The 17402-nt window shown below is 48.4% G+C and carries 16 protein-coding genes; 9 read left to right on the top strand and 7 right to left on the bottom strand.

Features of this window, described 5'->3' with window-relative positions; all coding sequences use genetic code 11:
• The first annotated feature begins 3 nt into the window (after positions 1-3).
• Positions 4-1854, top strand: a complete 1851-nt coding sequence (locus SPB21_RS28065) for a PP2C family protein-serine/threonine phosphatase (protein WP_499868326.1) — start codon at positions 4-6, stop codon at positions 1852-1854.
• Positions 1855-2026: 172 nt separating this feature from the next.
• Positions 2027-2269, top strand: coding sequence for a ferredoxin-thioredoxin reductase variable chain (locus SPB21_RS28060; RefSeq protein WP_006518275.1), 243 nt, complete (start codon positions 2027-2029; stop codon positions 2267-2269).
• Between the two features lie 114 nt (positions 2270-2383).
• Here SPB21_RS28060 and SPB21_RS28055 read toward each other — a convergent pair whose 3' ends face one another.
• The 5 genes from SPB21_RS28055 to SPB21_RS28035 form a co-directional block, all read right to left on the bottom strand.
• Positions 2384-2602, bottom strand: coding sequence for a hypothetical protein (locus SPB21_RS28055; RefSeq protein WP_499868324.1), 219 nt, complete (start codon positions 2600-2602; stop codon positions 2384-2386).
• A 91-nt stretch (positions 2603-2693) separates the two neighbouring features.
• Positions 2694-3488, bottom strand: coding sequence for a YdcF family protein (locus SPB21_RS28050; RefSeq protein WP_163663397.1), 795 nt, complete (start codon positions 3486-3488; stop codon positions 2694-2696).
• A gap of 111 nt (positions 3489-3599) precedes the next feature.
• Positions 3600-3899, bottom strand: coding sequence for a hypothetical protein (locus SPB21_RS28045; RefSeq protein ID WP_163663399.1), 300 nt, complete (start codon positions 3897-3899; stop codon positions 3600-3602).
• A 131-nt stretch (positions 3900-4030) separates the two neighbouring features.
• Positions 4031-4321, bottom strand: coding sequence for a 50S ribosomal protein L25 (gene rplY, locus SPB21_RS28040; RefSeq protein WP_163663401.1), 291 nt, complete (start codon positions 4319-4321; stop codon positions 4031-4033).
• Between the two features lie 174 nt (positions 4322-4495).
• Entirely contained in the window at positions 4496-5833 is a 1338-nt protein-coding gene (locus tag SPB21_RS28035) for an adenylosuccinate synthase (protein WP_163663403.1), read from the bottom strand.
• Between the two features lie 370 nt (positions 5834-6203).
• Here SPB21_RS28035 and SPB21_RS28030 point away from each other — a divergent pair, with 370 nt between their 5' ends.
• The 3 genes from SPB21_RS28030 to SPB21_RS28020 all read left to right on the top strand — a co-directional run bounded on the left by SPB21_RS28030 (position 6204) and on the right by SPB21_RS28020 (position 9700).
• Positions 6204-7232 carry an adenosine deaminase gene (locus SPB21_RS28030; protein WP_006518281.1) on the top strand — a complete coding sequence of 343 codons (1029 nt, stop codon included), beginning with the start codon at positions 6204-6206 and terminating at the stop codon, positions 7230-7232.
• 200 nt (positions 7233-7432) lie between these two features.
• A complete protein-coding gene (gene aspS, locus SPB21_RS28025; protein ID WP_499868323.1) occupies positions 7433-9232 on the top strand; it encodes an aspartate--tRNA ligase in 1800 nt (599 codons plus the stop codon).
• Between the two features lie 150 nt (positions 9233-9382).
• A complete protein-coding gene (locus SPB21_RS28020; RefSeq protein WP_284681674.1) occupies positions 9383-9700 on the top strand; it encodes a DUF6464 family protein in 318 nt (105 codons plus the stop codon).
• A gap of 46 nt (positions 9701-9746) precedes the next feature.
• Here the strand turns inward: SPB21_RS28020 and pyrG are convergent, their stop codons facing one another.
• On the bottom strand, positions 9747-11435 hold the full coding sequence (pyrG, locus tag SPB21_RS28015; RefSeq protein WP_163698690.1) for a CTP synthase: 1689 nt from the start codon (positions 11433-11435) through the stop codon (positions 9747-9749).
• A 315-nt stretch (positions 11436-11750) separates the two neighbouring features.
• On the opposite strand from pyrG, the gene SPB21_RS28010 reads away from it, so the two are divergent.
• Positions 11751-13517 (top strand): N-acetylmuramoyl-L-alanine amidase family protein, encoded by a 1767-nt coding sequence (locus tag SPB21_RS28010; protein ID WP_499062104.1) that lies wholly within the window; start codon positions 11751-11753, stop codon positions 13515-13517.
• 57 nt (positions 13518-13574) lie between these two features.
• Here SPB21_RS28010 and SPB21_RS28005 read toward each other — a convergent pair whose 3' ends face one another.
• Entirely contained in the window at positions 13575-14462 is an 888-nt protein-coding gene (locus SPB21_RS28005; RefSeq protein WP_499868321.1) for an aldo/keto reductase, read from the bottom strand.
• A gap of 247 nt (positions 14463-14709) precedes the next feature.
• Here SPB21_RS28005 and SPB21_RS28000 point away from each other — a divergent pair, with 247 nt between their 5' ends.
• The 3 genes from SPB21_RS28000 to SPB21_RS27990 all read left to right on the top strand — a co-directional run bounded on the left by SPB21_RS28000 (position 14710) and on the right by SPB21_RS27990 (position 17377).
• Positions 14710-15633, top strand: coding sequence for a LysR family transcriptional regulator (locus SPB21_RS28000; protein ID WP_499868319.1), 924 nt, complete (start codon positions 14710-14712; stop codon positions 15631-15633).
• Positions 15634-15840: 207 nt separating this feature from the next.
• Positions 15841-16770 (top strand): helix-turn-helix domain-containing protein, encoded by a 930-nt coding sequence (locus tag SPB21_RS27995; RefSeq protein ID WP_163663416.1) that lies wholly within the window; start codon positions 15841-15843, stop codon positions 16768-16770.
• Positions 16771-16885: 115 nt separating this feature from the next.
• Positions 16886-17377 carry a DUF4079 domain-containing protein gene (locus SPB21_RS27990; RefSeq protein WP_499868317.1) on the top strand — a complete coding sequence of 164 codons (492 nt, stop codon included), beginning with the start codon at positions 16886-16888 and terminating at the stop codon, positions 17375-17377.
• Positions 17378-17402 lie beyond the last annotated feature (25 nt).

Genomic DNA, 17402 nt, shown 5'->3' with positions numbered 1-17402 from the left:
CAAATGTTTATATCGGCAAAATCGCTGGCTGACATGACTCAAATGGACGTCTACCCATTTAAAAAATACGTTCTAGCCCTGGGACCTGGGCGTGATGTGCCACCTGGCCAAAGCGTAAATGAACGCTATTGGGTGCTTAGTCCAGGTATATGGCATGATACCCAAGCTCCAGAGCCTCCAGACCATCCAGAAACTGTTTCAGCGGCGGCTTTACCCTACCTGCGAGCCTATCCTCACCAGTTGCACTTACCAACGGTTTATGGAGAATGCAAGCTGATTGATGGCCCTGTATTACTGCTCGATAATGCCCCGATTGATCGTCATGGCAGGCTGATGCCCACCCTAGGTACAGCCTGGGCTGGAACCACACCATTTCGCCAAGTTTATTGGTGCTGGCAGCTATTTAATCTGTGGCCCCACTTATTTGGCATGAATATGGCGGCTAGCTTGACAGCCCCTGAAGCTATCCATGTTGATGGCTGGCGCATACGGTTAAGTAATTTGATTCCGGGGCAACCGCCTCTTCAAAATCTGGCGAATTTGATTGCAGCGCTGCTGTCTAAGTCAGTACCGGCAGTTGCCAATAATCTCCGACCCGTTTTAGAGCAGTGCGATGGGTCTCAGCCAAATTTTGATCGCATCCTTGAGCAACTTAATCGAGTTCTACTGAGCCAGGCAATGGATATGTCGCTGGCGACTCAGGTAGCGGGTAGCACCAGCAGTGGCCAACTGCCCCACAATGAAGATGCCTGCTACCCCAGCAAGGTGGAACTAGAGCGGTCTAGCCCTGCTGATCTGCCTAGCTTGCCTCGGATTGCCGTGGTCTGCGATGGAGTCGGTGGTCATGCTGGTGGCGAAATTGCTAGCCAAACCGTGGTGCGATCGCTCCAGCTACAGTTCAGGGGGCTGCTGACAGAAATTGCTGAACAAGAAGAACCTCTGCCTCCCTATGTGGTGATGGGCCAGATTGAAGCCGCCATTAGGGTTGCCAATAACTTGGTCGCTAGCCAAAACGATAGCCAAGGGCGAACCGAACGGCAGCGCATGGGCACCACCCTGGTAGCCGCCCTGATGATTCCCCAACGCATTCCCACACCGCAGGGCTACGAAGAAGTGAACGAGCTCTATATTGCCCACGTGGGTGATAGTCGCGCCTATTGGATCACCCCCGAAGCCTGTCATTTACTTACGGTAGATGACGATGTGGCAGGACGTGAAATCACATCCGGCAAAAGCTACCCCGCTGCTGCCTATGCCCACACTGATGCCGGTGCTCTCACCCAAGCTCTAGGCACCCGCGAGGCCGATAGCCTCAAACCCCATGTGGAACGTTTTATCTTGGATGAAACCGGTGTTTTGTTACTGTGCTCCGATGGCCTCAGCGACAATCATCGCGTAGAAACATCATGGGCTAACTATATCGGCCTGATTGTGAAAAATATTGTGCCGTTACCCACTGCCGTAGAGTCTTGGGTGGAATTAGCCAATCAAAAGAATGGGCATGACAATGTTGCCGTTGTGCTCATGAGTTGCACCATGACGGGTGATACGGTCATTATTGACGACCCGATCACACCTCCATCCATAACAACCCAACAGGACATAAGCTATTCCACAGAGCTGACTGCGGCGTCTAAAGCCCTACTGTATGGGGAGAGTGAGGAGCCCACAGAAATGGAGACACCGACTGAAGAGAAACCGCGAAGATCCTTACAAGCTCTGGTTTTGAGCATTTTGCTCTTGATTGCCGTCAGTGTGGCTGGTGTAGCCGGAGTTTTAGTTTGGCAAAATCTACGCCCTGCTGCCATCCCGGATGACCCCCAACAGGAACCCATCACGGCACCCGATTCTTAATCCGATGCTTAGCAACCTACCCAAGGATAGAGCTAAGACTACCCGACTTTAACAACTACTGAGTTGTTAAAGCTACATGGAGGGTGCTATCTTATGAGAAAATAATTCTCAACTTAATGAACAGTGTGGTTCGCAATGCGATCACACGTTTTTTCTTTTTTGGGATTATTGCATGTCTATGAAAGCTGGCGATCGCGTACGGGTTTCCACTCCTGTTGTTCTGTTTCACCATCCTCAACACCGAAATCAACCTCACAATGCTGAGGGCATGGAAGGAGTCATCAAAGAAGTCTTAACTGACTGGAAAGGACGCCCCATTAGCCCTAACTTTCCAGTCGTGGTTGAATTTGCCATTGAAGGTGCCAAAAGACCGTTCAAAGCTCACCTGTCATCAGCAGAATTAGAAGTACTCTAGCATCTCCCTCAACAGTTACCGCTTAGGCTAGCTGAGCCGTTGGCTAACACTTTAATGGTATGTCAGCATCCTACTCTCTAGCCAAACCATCCTCTCTTAACTCCAACAGTCTCCTCAGGTACGACTACGACAAAACCAACTAAAGAAAGGGATATCGTTTTTCATTGCAGCGAGCTCTGTACGATGTTTTTCAGCCGTGTCGTAGTACCACTGGCAATAGGCTTCAAAGTCATCACGGTATTTAACTTCCTGACGAAACTCGTAGGCAATTTGTTGTAGTTGAATCGATTCACCAACATTCGTTGCGGGAGGTTCTAAAGAACGTTTGAACATACTCGGGCTAGTCAGAAAGTTAAGGTGGAGGTCAACGTTTAACCTTGCATAGTCTGAAAATCATGTGGGGAAACAGGTGCTACTCACCTCACTATAACCAGCCCCTCAGACGATAGATCCCGAGTCCTATATATTCCTTAAGAGCTCTTGTAAAAAAGTGAAGGGCTTCGGTGTCGGGCAAGACATTGAGAAATGTTCCCGGGGAAATTCCTCGCATCTGATCCAGAGATTCCTGAGCAACCCAATAGTCAGTAGGAGCTGGCGTCACATCAAACCCCTGCTTCTCAAAAATTGCGACAGACCTGGGCATATGGATAGCTGAAGTCACTAGTAAAATGTTGGTGATCTTTTTCTGGCGCAGGATTTTCGCTGTTTCTACGGCATTTTGGTACGTATTTAAGGATACATTCTCTAGCACAATACTGCGTTCAGGCACGCCCATTGTTTTCGCGATCGCAGCCATATCCTGAGCTTCTGAACCACCCTCATTACCTTGCCAAGAGACACGACCACCGCTAAACAAAATCGAGGGAGCCACCCCCTCTTTATAGAGCTTGACACCATACAAAATACGGTCACCTGCTTCTAAAACTTCGACCCAAGGACGAGGTGGGGACTGAGCGCGGGTGCTCCCACCTAGAACTACAATCACTTCAGCGGCGGGTACAGGGTCTAAGGGCAAGTATTGCCATTCTAGGGTTTTGACAAAGGTGACCGCAATTAAAGGATTACTGCTGCAAAAAAGGATGAGTAAGGCGGTTGCGATCGCAAATAAAGACCGGCGAGGAAACTTCCACAGCGAAACTAGAGCTATCAATAGGAGCAAACAGCTCAATCCCAACGGATAAATCAGTAAAGGAAGGAACTTCGATAAAAAGAAAAACATAGTAGTAGTCCATCAAGGGTCAATTGTTGAGTAGATGGAATCACCGAATTAAAAAATGTAATAGCCATCATGCTACCCACCGTCTATCAACTTTTTTAAACTTGATGGATATTAGCGCTGCCGCCGCCGCAAATGACGCCGCTCACCGCGCCAGCGCAATTTAGGTAGCTGCAACATGGGAGACAAGGTCTGCCCATCTGCTTTAGGCATAGGCTCTCCTCCTGGCGCATACCACCAGGCAGACACTAAGCCACCTGCAAAACCACCCACAGCCCCGAACAAAATACTGACCGTTACTGGATACCCTAACAACACAAAGACCAATAGAAAGACCAGCCAAATCCGCAACGCAGCTGGCACAATCAAATCGGTCATGTCATTAATAATTTTTTTTCCTTGAGGCGTTTTCATATCCGTCGTAAAACAGGGCTGAATAGTTAACGCCTATACTATACTGGCTGCCATTAAAAAGCCCGGTTTCTTTAAAACCCCCGACTTCTTAGAGAAATCAGAGGTTTTAATAGCTATGCTAAAAATTAAGCTTATTGAGCCAAGAAACTAATGTGATAAATCTCACTTTTCCAAGGATGATTTTGCACTTCTTGCAAAACGACTTTGCCGTTCCAAGGCATATCAGTCACATTCAGGCTCAACTCCACTTTCTGCCCCTTAGCATTACGTATCAGCGCTTCAACTTCACGGGTATTTGCCTTGAGGGATACCGAGTTAGTGCCATCGTGGCCATAAAGTACAGCCGGCATCACACCTGCGCGACGTAAAGCCCCAGGTTTTTCATTATCTGCACGCTTACTACAGTCGAGAGTCAGTTCCATTATAATTATCCGATCGATGAAAAAAGAAATTGTTGTCCGTCCAACTTTTTAGGCAGCCAGTCAGCCTACAATCGAGTTTGCACTGGCCTCAAACCTTTGCGATACGGCATCTGCCCAGTAACACCGTAATTTAGAGCTTTATCATCCTAGCGTTTGGGGGCCAATGATCATAATCTAAGCCACCTTAAATGCGCCACCGTTCTCATAGAGCAGGGCACGCTTTGGACCATGGATTGGATCTTCCACAATAATTGTCTGATCGCGGCTAGCACCCAACGACACAATGGCAATGGGAACTTCCATCAGCTTGGCCAAAAACTCTAGATAATCAAGAGCCTGTGAAGGCAGGTCCTCTAGTTTACGACAGTTCGCTGTGGATTGTTTCCAACCTGGCATCACCTCATAAACCGGCTTACACCGAGCAAACTGACTAGCACTACCCGGCAAATCATGGCAGCGTTCACCATCTAACTCATAGGCAACGCAAACCTTAATTTCGTCCAGCTCATCTAAAACATCCAGCTTGGTAATGGCCAAACAGTCTAAGCCATTAATCCGGACAGCATAACGACCAATCACAGCGTCAAACCAGCCGCAGCGACGCTGTCGACCCGTCGTCGTACCAAACTCGGCCCCACGCATACAAAGAGCATTGCCCATTTCATCCAATAGCTCAGTGGGGAAGGGTCCTTCACCTACACGAGTTGTATACGCCTTGGCAACACCAATCACGCGATCAATAGCAGTTGGGCCAATACCGGAACCAATACATGCACCACCGGCAACTGGGTTGGATGATGTCACATAGGGATAAGTACCGTGGTCGAGATCTAGAAGAGTTCCCTGAGCCCCTTCAAACAGTACATTTTTACGCTTTGTCAATGCATCGTATATGTGCAAAGAGCTATCAACCACATGGGGGCGTAATCGCTCAGCGTAAACCTCATACTCCTGGAATACTTCCTCTGCATCGAGAGGTGGAAGATTATAGAGCTTTTCTAGAACAATATTTTTGTAGCTAATTGTCCAATCTAACTGATCGCGAAAAGCTGACAAATCCATTAGATCGCAAATGCGAATCCCTGTGCGCTCTGACTTGTCCGCGTAGGTGGGACCGATACCACGCTTTGTAGTGCCGATCTTCTTACTCCCTCGACGTTCCTCAGAAGCCTGATCAATCAGCCGATGATAAGGCATGGTCACATGGGCAGTTTCAGAAATAAAGAGATTTTTACTGGAAACTCCCAGGCCATCTAACTTATCAAGTTCAGCTATCAACTCCTTAGGGTCGATAACTGTACCACTACCGATCAAACACTCCGTATCACGGTACAAGATGCCCGATGGGATCAAGTGCAGCTTAAAGGTCTGATCTTTTACAACAACAGTGTGTCCTGCATTGACACCACCTTGATAACGGACAACCACATCTGCTGATTTACTAAGCAAATCAGTGATTTTTCCTTTACCTTCATCGCCCCACTGGGCACCAATTACAATAACGTTTGCCAAGGGAATCTCGCGCGTTAGAGTTCAAACAAATCACAATTATGATGAGGCAAGGTAGCTAGTGTCAACAAATGCAACATAAACCTTGGTCGTAGTAAAAAAATAAATTCCGCTAACTTGCGCGCTACTTTCTCAAACCCCAAAGGTTAACTAAAGTTTAAGCTCATCAGGGTTTTGAAGTTTTTTTTAGGCAAAAAATTAAATCCTGAGGTAAAACTTAATTTAATAGGCATTTCACACTTTTTTAATTTTTGTTTCAACGTTGTAATTTTTGATCCCCGCGTAATTTTGAAAGGGTCGTGGGGTTGTCGTTGCTCTCGCAACATTAAGCAATTAATTTTTTTCACCAATCCACCCAATACATTGAGACATCATGAGTCTTTATGCAGAACTCCATCGCCATCTGGGGGGCTCTGTCGTACCCAGAATCCTGTGGCGCTACTTTCAGAGAAACCGTCCTGATTTAGCTGAGCGGTTTCAAAATTATGCCGAGTTTGAGCAATTCTACATTCAACCCAAGGACTCTCTAGAAGAGTATTTGGAGCTACATACCCTCGTAGAAAGTGTTCAAACTCGCGAAGCACTGCCTTACTTTATCTATCGTCTAATTCGAGGAGCCTACATCTTCGAAAACCTGGCTTATCTTGAATTGCGCTATACGCCGTTTTATCGCACACCCCACAGCATGAGCGAGCGGGAGCGCATGGACATGATGGCGGAGATCGTTGAGATCGTTGGTCGTGCCAGTGAACAAACCGAGTATCCAGTCGTGACTCGGCAAATTCTATGTATGCACTCCCGTTTGCCCTACGAAATCAATCGAGCCACCGTTGATCTGGCAGCACAGTACCCAGACTATGTCTGTGCCATTGACATTGCGGGTGGAGATGCAGCCTATCGAGAAAAGCTGGATGAGATTGTGCAGCTATATCGCTATGCTCAATCGTTGGGGATCAAGACAACGGGACACCTCTATGAAACATCCAATGGCTGCTATCCAGAGCTGTTGCCCTATCTGATGAGGATTGGCCATGGTATTCAGATCCCGCTACATTATCCAGAACTGCTCAAGGATGTAGCTGCGCGGGGACAATGCTTAGAAGTCTGTCCGACGACCTACTGGCAAACGGGTACCCTCGATGAAATTAGTCAGCTGAAAGAGGTCTTTAGCCGCTGCTTTGACGCAGGTGTGGATATTGCAATTTGTACGGACAACGCTGGGTTGCACAATGTGCGACTGCCCTTTGAGTATGAAAACCTGCTAACTCAGGACGTCATTGGTTTTGATGGCCTGCGAGCATGTCAAGAAGCTGCGTTTCGTCATGCTTTTGCCTGGCCCCACCAAAAGCAGCCAGCGTCTATGCTGTCGGATATGATGCAGGGTCGTGCAGCCGTCCGATAGCGGTTTTACGGAAAGGGAGATTTGGCCTTGAAGTTTGAGTTTTAAGTATTGAATTTTGAGTTGATGTCCTGGGCTTGCCAGAAAAATCTCAAAAGGATCAAACTTAAAACTCAAAATTCAAAATTCAAAACTACCTAACAATCCTAGATAATAGGTAGGCTTTGTTGAAACCTACGAAAAATCACCCTCTTTCTATATCCATGCGTACCTTATACTGCGGTCAGCTGCGGGCCGAGCATATCGATAAGACTGTTACCCTGTATGGCTGGGTGGATCGCCGCCGTGACCATGGTGGTGTGATTTTTCTAGATTTGCGCGATCGCGATGGTGTTGTGCAAATTGTCAGCGATCCCGAACGTACCCCGGCCTCCTATCCAGCGGCTGATCAGGTACGTAATGAGTATGTCGTGAAAATTGAAGGCCGGGTTAGCCAGCGTCCACCCGAGTCATTGAACCCTAACTTGCCAACGGGGCAGGTAGAAATTTACGCCGATAGCATTGAACTCCTCAGCGCCGTGCGTAAGCAACTGCCGTTTCAAATTTCAACGGCGGAAGAGGAAAATGTGCGTGAGGAACTGCGGTTAAAGTACCGCTATTTAGATTTGCGACGAGAGCGCATGAGTCGTAATATCCGCTTGCGCCATGAGGTCATGAAAGCGATTCGTCGTTTTCTTGAAGACCAGGAAGGATTTGTTGAAGTTGAAACTCCAGTCCTCACCCGCTCTACGCCAGAAGGGGCACGGGACTATGTACTGCCCTCACGGGTTAATCCAGGCGAATGGTACGCGTTACCCCAGTCGCCTCAGCTATTTAAGCAGCTACTGATGGTAGCAGGCCTGGATCGCTACTACCAGATTGCTCGCTGTTTTCGCGATGAAGACCTGCGCGCCGACCGCCAGCCAGAATTTACTCAGCTGGATATGGAAATGAGCTTTATGGATCAAGAGGAGATCCTGGCGCTCAATGAAAATTTAGTGGCCCATATTTTCAAGGTCGTGAAGGGCATCGACCTGCCGCTGCCGTTCCCCCGCATGACCTATGCCGAGGCGATGGATCGCTACGGTAGCGATAAGCCGGACACTCGCTACGATCTGGAGCTGGTTTCAGTCTCTGACATTGTTAAAGACTCTGGATTTAAGGTGTTTTCCGGCGCTGTCAAGTCTGGCGGTCAGGTAAAAGTACTAGCGATTCCTGGTGGTAATGATGCCATTTCTAATGTGCGCATTAAGCCCGGCGGTGATGTGTTTAAGGTGGCCACTGATGCGGGTGCTAAAGGATTGGCCTACATTCGTGTTCGCGAAGGTGGGGAAATCGACACCATTGGAGCCATTAAGGACAACCTCAGTGATGAGCAAAAGCAAACGCTGCTAGAGCGTACCGGTGCTGAGGCTGGCCACCTGCTGCTATTTGGTGCCGGCCCCACAGCCACAGTTAATGCCGCCCTAGATAAAGTCCGTCAGGCCATTGCCGCCGAGCTAGATCTGATTGATCACGACAAGCTCAACTTCCTCTGGGTGACAGACTTCCCCATGTTTGAGTGGAACGCTGATGAAAATCGCTATGAGGCATTACACCACCCATTTACAGCGCCCAATCCTGAGGATATTGATGACCTAACAACGGCTAGAGCCGTGGCCTATGACCTGGTGCTCAACGGCTATGAGATTGGCGGTGGCAGTCTCCGTATCTATCAACCCGATGTACAGGCTAAAGTATTTTCCACCATTGGCCTCAGCGATGAAGAAGCCCGCGAAAAGTTTGGCTTCTTTATGGATGCCTTTGATTTTGGTGCACCGCCCCACGGTGGCATTGCCTACGGTTTAGACCGATTGGTGATGCTCATGGCAGAGGAAACGTCGATTCGCGATGCGATCGCATTCCCCAAAACCCAACAAGCCCGCTGTCTGTTGACCCAGGCACCATCCAAAGTAGATGAGCGTCAGCTCAAGGAATTGCAGGTGAAGTCAACCTATAAGCCAAAGGAAAAGGAAGAAAAATAGGGAAAATGAATGTTGGGTCGTGTTTATATCGTGTTTATCGTGACCCAACATTCACTCTCCTCCCTTCACCCCCTCTTCCACAAATCTACATCCGCCGCTCCAACAACCTGCGCTACGATCAGAGAAATTACCCTCAAATAATCGCTCTGTATGGTCGTAGTGGTATTTTTGATTCTGATAGGCCTACTGCCACCAGCTCTATCAGTTTGGGCAACGTATCGAGCCGAACGACGAGTCATTGAACGATTTGACTTTGCCATAGAATCAGCCCAATACCCCTCAGTTCACCCGTGGCGACGACGAGATCCAGATGAGCATTATATCGACGGCATTGGCTTGGTGATTGGTGATATCACCTGTCAGCTCAATGCCCGTTCTCCCCATATTCGCTGTGCCGTTAATCCCATGGGGCCATGTGAAGGTTGCCGCTCCTATGAAGGACGTACTTATGAACCCATGGCCCGATGAACCAACGGCCTAGGGACCGTTCATTGAACAGCTATCACCCAAGGCACTAAGCCACCGGATCGGCAATGGATTGGGTCCATGCTTCTGGTTCTGACATCGCTGGTGCAGGCGCGATCTCATCCATGGCAGAGGGATTGCCAGAGCGCTTTGCGGCGGCTTTGATCATGCCTAAGAAAAGTGGGTGAGGGGCATTGGGTCGGGATTGAAATTCGGGGTGGAACTGACTGGCAATAAAGAAAGGATGGTCGGGCAGTTCGACAATCTCCACTAAACGTCCGTCGGGGGAGGTGCCGCTAACCACATAGCCTGTTTCTAAAAACAGATTGCGGTAGGCATTATTAAACTCGTAACGGTGGCGATGACGTTCGTAAATGACTGGCTGGTCGTACAGCTGACTGGCGAGGGTACCTGGCTCTAAACGACAGGCATACAAACCTAAGCGCATAGTGCCCCCTAAGTCCACCACATCCTGTTGCTCCGGTAGGAGGTTAATGACTGGGTTTTCACTTTCAGGATCAATTTCAGCACTATTGGCTTCAGATAGCTTAGCTACATTGCGAGCCCATTCCACCACAACACATTGCATCCCCAGGCATAAACCTAAGAAGGGAATGCCCTGTTCTTTGATGTATTCAATGGTGCGAATTTTGCCATCGATGCCACGACTGCCAAAGCCCCCCGGTACCACAATGCCGTGAACACCTTCTAGATAGTCAGCCGGATCGTTCGCTTCAATGTCTTCTGAGCTGATCCAGCGGATACTCACTTCAGCATGGATTGCGATCGCAGCGTGCCTCAAAGCTTCTACCACCGACAGATAGGCATCGTTCAAGCTGACATACTTACCAACAATGGCAATATCCAAGGTTTGGGTAGGCGTGTATAGCCGCTCCACCAGGGTGGACCACTTGTCTAAGGCGGGGATGCGATCCTCTAAATTAAGCAAGCGAATAGCCTGTTCTGCCAAGCCTTCCTGCTCCATCAGCAGAGGCACTTCATAGATGCTGGGGGCATCATTTGCCGCAATCACACAGGCCTCGGGCACATCGCAAAAGTCCGACACCTTAGCCTTGATGTGCTCGGGAATCGGCTGGGCACAGCGACACACCAAAATATCTGGCTGCAAACCAATGGACCGTAGTTCTTTAACCGAGTGTTGGGTGGGCTTGGTTTTAATTTCTCCTGCCGCCGGGATATAAGGAATCAGCGTCACATGCATGTAGATAACATTTTCGCGCCCCACATCTTTACGGAATTGGCGAATGGCTTCTAAAAATGGTAGCCCCTCAATGTCGCCTACGGTGCCACCAATCTCCACGATCACTACATCGGGGTTGCGGTTTTGAGCAACCCGACGAATCCGCTCTTTGATTTCATTGGTAACGTGGGGGATCACCTGCACAGTGCGTCCATTGTATTCACCCCGCCGCTCTTTATTGATGACTGCTTGGTAAATCGAACCGGTGGTGACACTATTGAGACGCGACATAGAGGTATCGGTAAATCGCTCATAGTGACCCAGATCCAGATCCGTTTCGGCACCATCTTCCGTCACAAACACTTCTCCGTGCTGAAACGGACTCATGGTGCCAGGATCAACGTTAATGTAGGGATCCAACTTGAGGATAGACACCGAATAGTCGCGGGACTTGAGCAAACGGCCTAAACTAGCCGCGACAATGCCTTTACCAATACTGGAAACGACACCACCCGTGACAAACACAAACTTAGTCATAATGCGATCGCAAAGCGGAGATTGGATAATTATGCAAACCCAAAACAACCAGGTTTCAATTTAAAAACCAGGCCGTTAAAAGTTGGATGCAGTGGACCCCGTTAATTGTGCCATAGCCTCAGAGGGCCAGATTATTCCCTCGATGGGAGAGAAATACCTGGTTTTACCCCTGAGCAATCAGAATGAGTTTGACCCGTTAGTTGATTAAAACGTAACACTCTCTTTCTATTCGTCCTTACATCTAGTCGTAAAACCTATAGGGGGAGCAACAGCCGCTATAATTTCGCCCGTGGGTTGAATAGAGGGTAAATCACCATGGCAAATCGTTGGAAAACATTGGCGGGGGCATTAGTACCCGCATTAACATGCCAGCTTGCAATTGTTCACCCAGCCATGGCTGAATTATTTGTTGCCTATCCACCGTCCACTCACACTACCGTATCAGATCGAATTTTCTTTATTGGCACCGGTGCCCCTGACAGTGACGTTTTAATTAACGGTACCCCTATCACCGACCGCAGCTCAGCCGGACATTTTGCCCCCACAGTCCCCTTAGCCATCGGTCAGAACCAATTCACCATTACCCAAGGCAGTGAAAGCATCACGTTTAACATTACCCGTGATTCCTTAGAGCCTCCTCAGATCAATGGCATTGCCTTTGCAGAAAATACATTAGAGCCTAGCCGCAGTATTGCTCGTCAGCCAGGAGAATTGGTGTGTTTTGAAGCCGTTGCTCCACCTCAAGCCCAAGTCGCCGTTAATTTAGCCGGTCAGAGCATCGCTCTTAGGGTTCAGCCTGGCAGCTTTGAGCTACCTCCCAACTATGCTGTACTAACTGAACAAACTGAGCCCTATGCACTCAATGCTGCGCAGTATGGCGGCTGTGCCACCTTTAATCAACCGGGAAGCTTTGGCACCCCCGAATTTCAGCTCACCCTCAATGGGCAAACAATCACCCAGGCGGGTAGTGGCTCCATAGAGATTCTCTCTCCCACCTCTTTTCAAGTGGCAGAAGTTACCGTAGAGTCTGGCATTGCTCGCACTGGCCCTAGCACCGATTATTCTCGTCTAACACCACTTCCCCAAGGCACCAGCGCTACTGTTACCGGTCGTGAAGGGGATTGGGTGCGTCTAGATTACGGCGCTTGGATTCGGGCATCAGAAGTCTCGCTTTCTCCTAGTCCTGTCCCAGTCACAACAACCATTCGCGGCATCAGATCCCGTCAAGTAGCAGACTGGACTGAGGTCATCTTTCCGCTACAGGTGCCAGTGCCCATGACGGTGGAACAAGACACCAACAGTCTGACCCTGATTTTACACAACACGGTGCCCCAAACGGATACTATCTTTTTCTCTGATAACCCAGTGGTGGAACGGATGGACTGGCAGCCCATTTTGCCAGATAAGGCTTCCTATACATTCCATTTTAAGACCGATCAACAGTGGGGGTATAAACTGCGTTATGAAGGAACAAATCTGATTCTCTCGCTCAAACATCCGCCCGCCATTGATGCCACTGTCGCACCACTACAGGGCACAACAATATTGCTTGATCCTGGCCATGGCAGCAGTGAAGATCTGGGTGCCCGTGGCCCCAATGGGTATCCCGAGAAAGATGTTGCACTATTAATCTCTAAGTTAGTAAGAGATGAACTAGAGGTGTTGGGCGCTGAGGTTGTGATGGTGCGCGAAGGCGACGATGATTTGTTTCCGCGCGATCGAGTTGCTGTGATTGAGGCAACAGAGCCCACCATGGCGCTAAGCCTTCATTACAACGCACTGCCTGATAATGGTGATGCCCTGAATACAGCAGGCATTGGCGCATTTTGGTATCACCCCCAGGCCCATGATCTGGCATTATTTTTGCACAACTACTTAGTAGAGACGTTAGATCGCCCAGCCTACGGTGTCTATTGGAATAATTTAGCTCTCACAAGACCCAGTGTGACACCAAGTGTCTTATTAGAGCTGGGCTTTATGATTAATCCCTATGAGTTTGAGTGGATTGTTAATCCAGAATCACAACAGCAACTCGCTAAAGCGTTAGCGAATGGAGTCGCTGAGTGGGTAGTCAATCAATGAAGAGGATAAGGGTTATGGTGATGTTGATGATGCAGTACCTGAATTTTGATTTAAACATTATCCAAGGTTGTTTAGCTGCTGAAACTCTGACTGTGAGAGACTAATCGTTGCGCTGGCTAAGTTCTCTTTGAGATGGGCAATCGACGTTGTTCCTGGAATCAGCAAAATATTGGAGGCCCGATGCAACAGCCAAGCCAAGGCAATCTGTGTCGGGCTCATATTATGGGCGTTGGCGATTTCACGTAGAGTTCCCTCAGCATCTACTAAGGGAGAACCAGGTCTGAGTGGATGGGCGGCCAGGGGACCGTAGGCAATGAAGGCAATCTGATGGGCAGTGCAATAGTTGAGGATATCTTCGTGCGTGCGATCGAGCAGGCTATAGCGATTTTGTACTGAGGTAATAGGTGCGATCGCTTCAGCTTCCTTAAGCTGAGCCAGGGTGACATTTGAGACACCAATATGGCGAATTTTACCTTCCTGTTGTAGCTCGGCAAGCGTCTGAATCGATTCGGGAAAAGGCACTTTGGGGTCAGGGCGGTGCAGCTGATAAAGGTCAATACGCTCCAGATTGAGCCGTCGTAAACTGCCCTCAACACCTTGCCGCAAACTCTCTGGTCTACCATCTGCTTGAATATTGTCAGGTGCAGGCTTATTGATCCCTCCCTTGGTAGCAATGACTAAACCCGCAGGGTAGGGATAAAAGGCATCAGCGATAATTTCTTCGTTATGACCAGGGCCATAGGCCTCAGCCGTGTCGATCAAGTTAACTCCACGGTCTACAGCGTGGTGCAGCAATTGTTTACCGCCTTCCCAATCTGCATAGGGGCCAAAGTTACCGGGCTGTCCAGTCAGGCGCATGGCCCCATAACCTAAGCGGTTGATAGGGAGATCACCACCAAGTAAAAAGTTCAGAGGGTTAGAAGTGGAAAAGAAGGGAGACTCCATGGGTTTAAGACTAATAGCTTTAAAGTTTATGTTGACGAGGTTGCCTATCTTTTTAGAAATAGGTTGTTCTGTTCCTGTTTAGGGGATGATTTTGCGATCGCGAGGATCCTGAAATAGTTATAAAAACATCTCCTCACCATCTACAACAGAATGAAATCCAACTACATCATGTTGATAAATTCACTATGACAGGATCAACTGATATTGTGTAGACGATTAACAAAAATAGCTGTTATTCATTTTATGCATGAGCAAATCCCTTGATCGCCTGACTCTTCTGGATACCTTTGTACGCATTGCCGATGCAGGCAGCATCAGTGCGGCTGCCCGCGATTTGGGGCTGTCGCAGCCCTCTGTCAGTCGCCAGTTGGCAGAGTTAGAGACTCGTTTCAAAACTCAACTCATGCACCGGACGACCCATAGCCTGTCGTTAACTGTGGCCGGAACTGAACTGCTCGCCGATGCTCGTCAGTTGCTAGACAGCTGGGAAGCCCTTGAAGAAAGACATCTTGACGCCCAAACCACCCCCCGAGGCAAAATTAGCGTGGTTGCTCCCATCGCCCTGGGACAAAACCAACTACTGGATAGCATGCTGAGATTCCAGCAGCAACACCCCCAGATTTCTCTAGTTTGGCAATTGCAGGATAGTAATATTCGCTTTGCCGAGGTTGGCTGTGACTGTTGGATTAAAATCGGCCCTGTCCCTGACGACTCCCTAAAAGTTGAGGCCCTTGGGCAGGTAGAGCGTATGATTGTTGCTTCGCCTCAGCTACTGGCAAACTATGGCTCAATCAATAAACCGCAGGCATTGGAGCAGCTTCCCTTTGTTGTGCTGACGCCCTTTGAAGGCGATCGCATTCCTTTGTCGAATGCCAAAGGAATGCAGGTTTTAGTGACTCCTTTTGCCCAAATGACCACCAACAGCATCATCGCCCTGCACAAAGCTACTCTTGCGGGCATGGGTGCATCAGTCTTGCCTCGCTGGTTTATTGAAGAAGACTTGGCTGATCAGCGTTTGGTGGATATTCTGCCGCAATGGCGTGCACCAAGGCTCACCATTCACGTGGCCACCTTACCAGGGCGTTACCAACCTCAACGTTTGCGACGCTTCCTCGAATGTTTGAGGATAGAAATCGGCAAAATTCCTGGCATTCAGAAACCCGATCGCTAAGGGAGCACTGGTTGATTTTGTGTTTAGTACATAGGTAATTTGATTTAAGACCCATGTTTCTTTTTCAGCGTAACAATTAATGTACAATCATTGCGCTTGAGAAAAGATTGTAAGAGCCAACAACACTAATGCTCTTGCGTGGTGTAGATTGATAAATCCTAATCACAATGCTTATATTATTTTAATAGCCTTTGATAAGCTGACGCTGTGAAACAAGCCCCTTTTGGAACTAAGAAACAGTCCTCAAGCAGCGCGATAGCGATTGACTTCACTAGAGATAGCGAGATTTTACAGGTTTTTCCCTCTGGCTCGCTCCTTTCAAGCCAACCAAAACAATGGCATGGGGTTAACCTAAGCTACTATCAACATCGTCCCCATGAACTTCCTGAAACTGTCTCCAATCAGCATTTGGTTTTAGTTCACCTAGAGACTCCAACCTGGGCTGAACAGAGGTTAGATACCCAGTTTCAAGAAGATCACTTTCAGGTCGGCGACATTCTCATTATTCCAGCCCAGATGCCCCACTATGCTTGCTGGGATACAGAGCATCGCTATCTGATTCTTAGTCTTGAACCAACCGCATTTCTCAGTGCGGTGCAATTAACGGGAAGCTGGGATAGCGCTGAACTCGTGCCCCATTTCGCAACAGCTGACCCGTTAATTCATGGAATAGGATTAGCCCTAAAAGCCGAGCTTGAGTCAAGTGGCTTAGGGGGGCAGCTTTATGCAGACTCCCTCTGTACCGCGCTGCTTAATCACTTAATTCGCCATTACACTGCACAAAAACCAATACTCCCAGCTCAAGCAGGTGGACTGCCAAGCTATCGATTGCGGCAGGTGCTCGAATACATTGATGCCTATCTGGATCGCAAACTGTCTTTAGCTGATCTTGCGGCTGTCGCTCAAATGAGTCCAAGCTACTTCACTCAGCTCTTCAAAGCATCGACTGGATTCACACCGCATCAATATGTGATTCAGCATCGAGTTAAGCGGGCGAGGCAACTTCTCGTTGAAGGGAAGCTACCAATCGCAGAAGTTGCTCTCCAGGTCGGCTTCGCCCATCAAAGTCATCTCAACCGCCACTTTAAGCGATGGTTTGGAGTCACGCCAAAGACGTTTCTTAAACATCTTCTGTAAGAACGTGCTAAAAATCGGAGAAATTGGCAAGAAACCAAGAGTGAACCATATGCATACTGTAAATGCTCAGGCAATGGTGGGTTTGACAGATTAAGCTTAAATATTTGGTTCAGAAATGAATGGCTTACAGTTTGGAGGCTCACTTCCAGACGTGATGAAGTATTGGCTTTATGCAATTCATCCAGCCTGGATGTGGGTTGTGTTCGTCTTGACGATTTACGCACTTTACTTAGGATTGCAATCTCATCGTGCTCGCAAAGCGACTGGAGAAACAAAGAAAACCTTAGTTAAACAAAAGTTTCCTCAAAGACACTATCAAAGCGCAGCATTACTTTTAGCTCTTATGACAACAGGAAGTATCGGTGTTTTAGGAATTGAATATCTTAATAGTGGCAAATTATATGTCGTCCCTCATACCATCGTCGGGCTTGTCATGACAGTTTTGATGGCTAATGCCGCAGCCCTAGCTCCCTTTATGCAAAAAGGAAAAGAGTGGGCACGTCAAATTCATATGGCTTTTGCATTCTCAATTACAGGTCTGTTTGGCTGGCAGCTTATTACGGGATTTGAAGTCATTTTAGAGATTATTGGTGAGTATAAGCCATAGAGGTCAGATGGTTTCTCTGTCTAAA

The organism is Leptothoe sp. ISB3NOV94-8A, from assembly GCF_043421595.1.
In the GTDB taxonomy this organism is placed as follows: Bacteria; Cyanobacteriota; Cyanobacteriia; order Phormidesmidales; family Phormidesmidaceae; genus Leptothoe; species Leptothoe turfae.
This window is presented reverse-complemented; position numbering and strand designations above follow the sequence as displayed.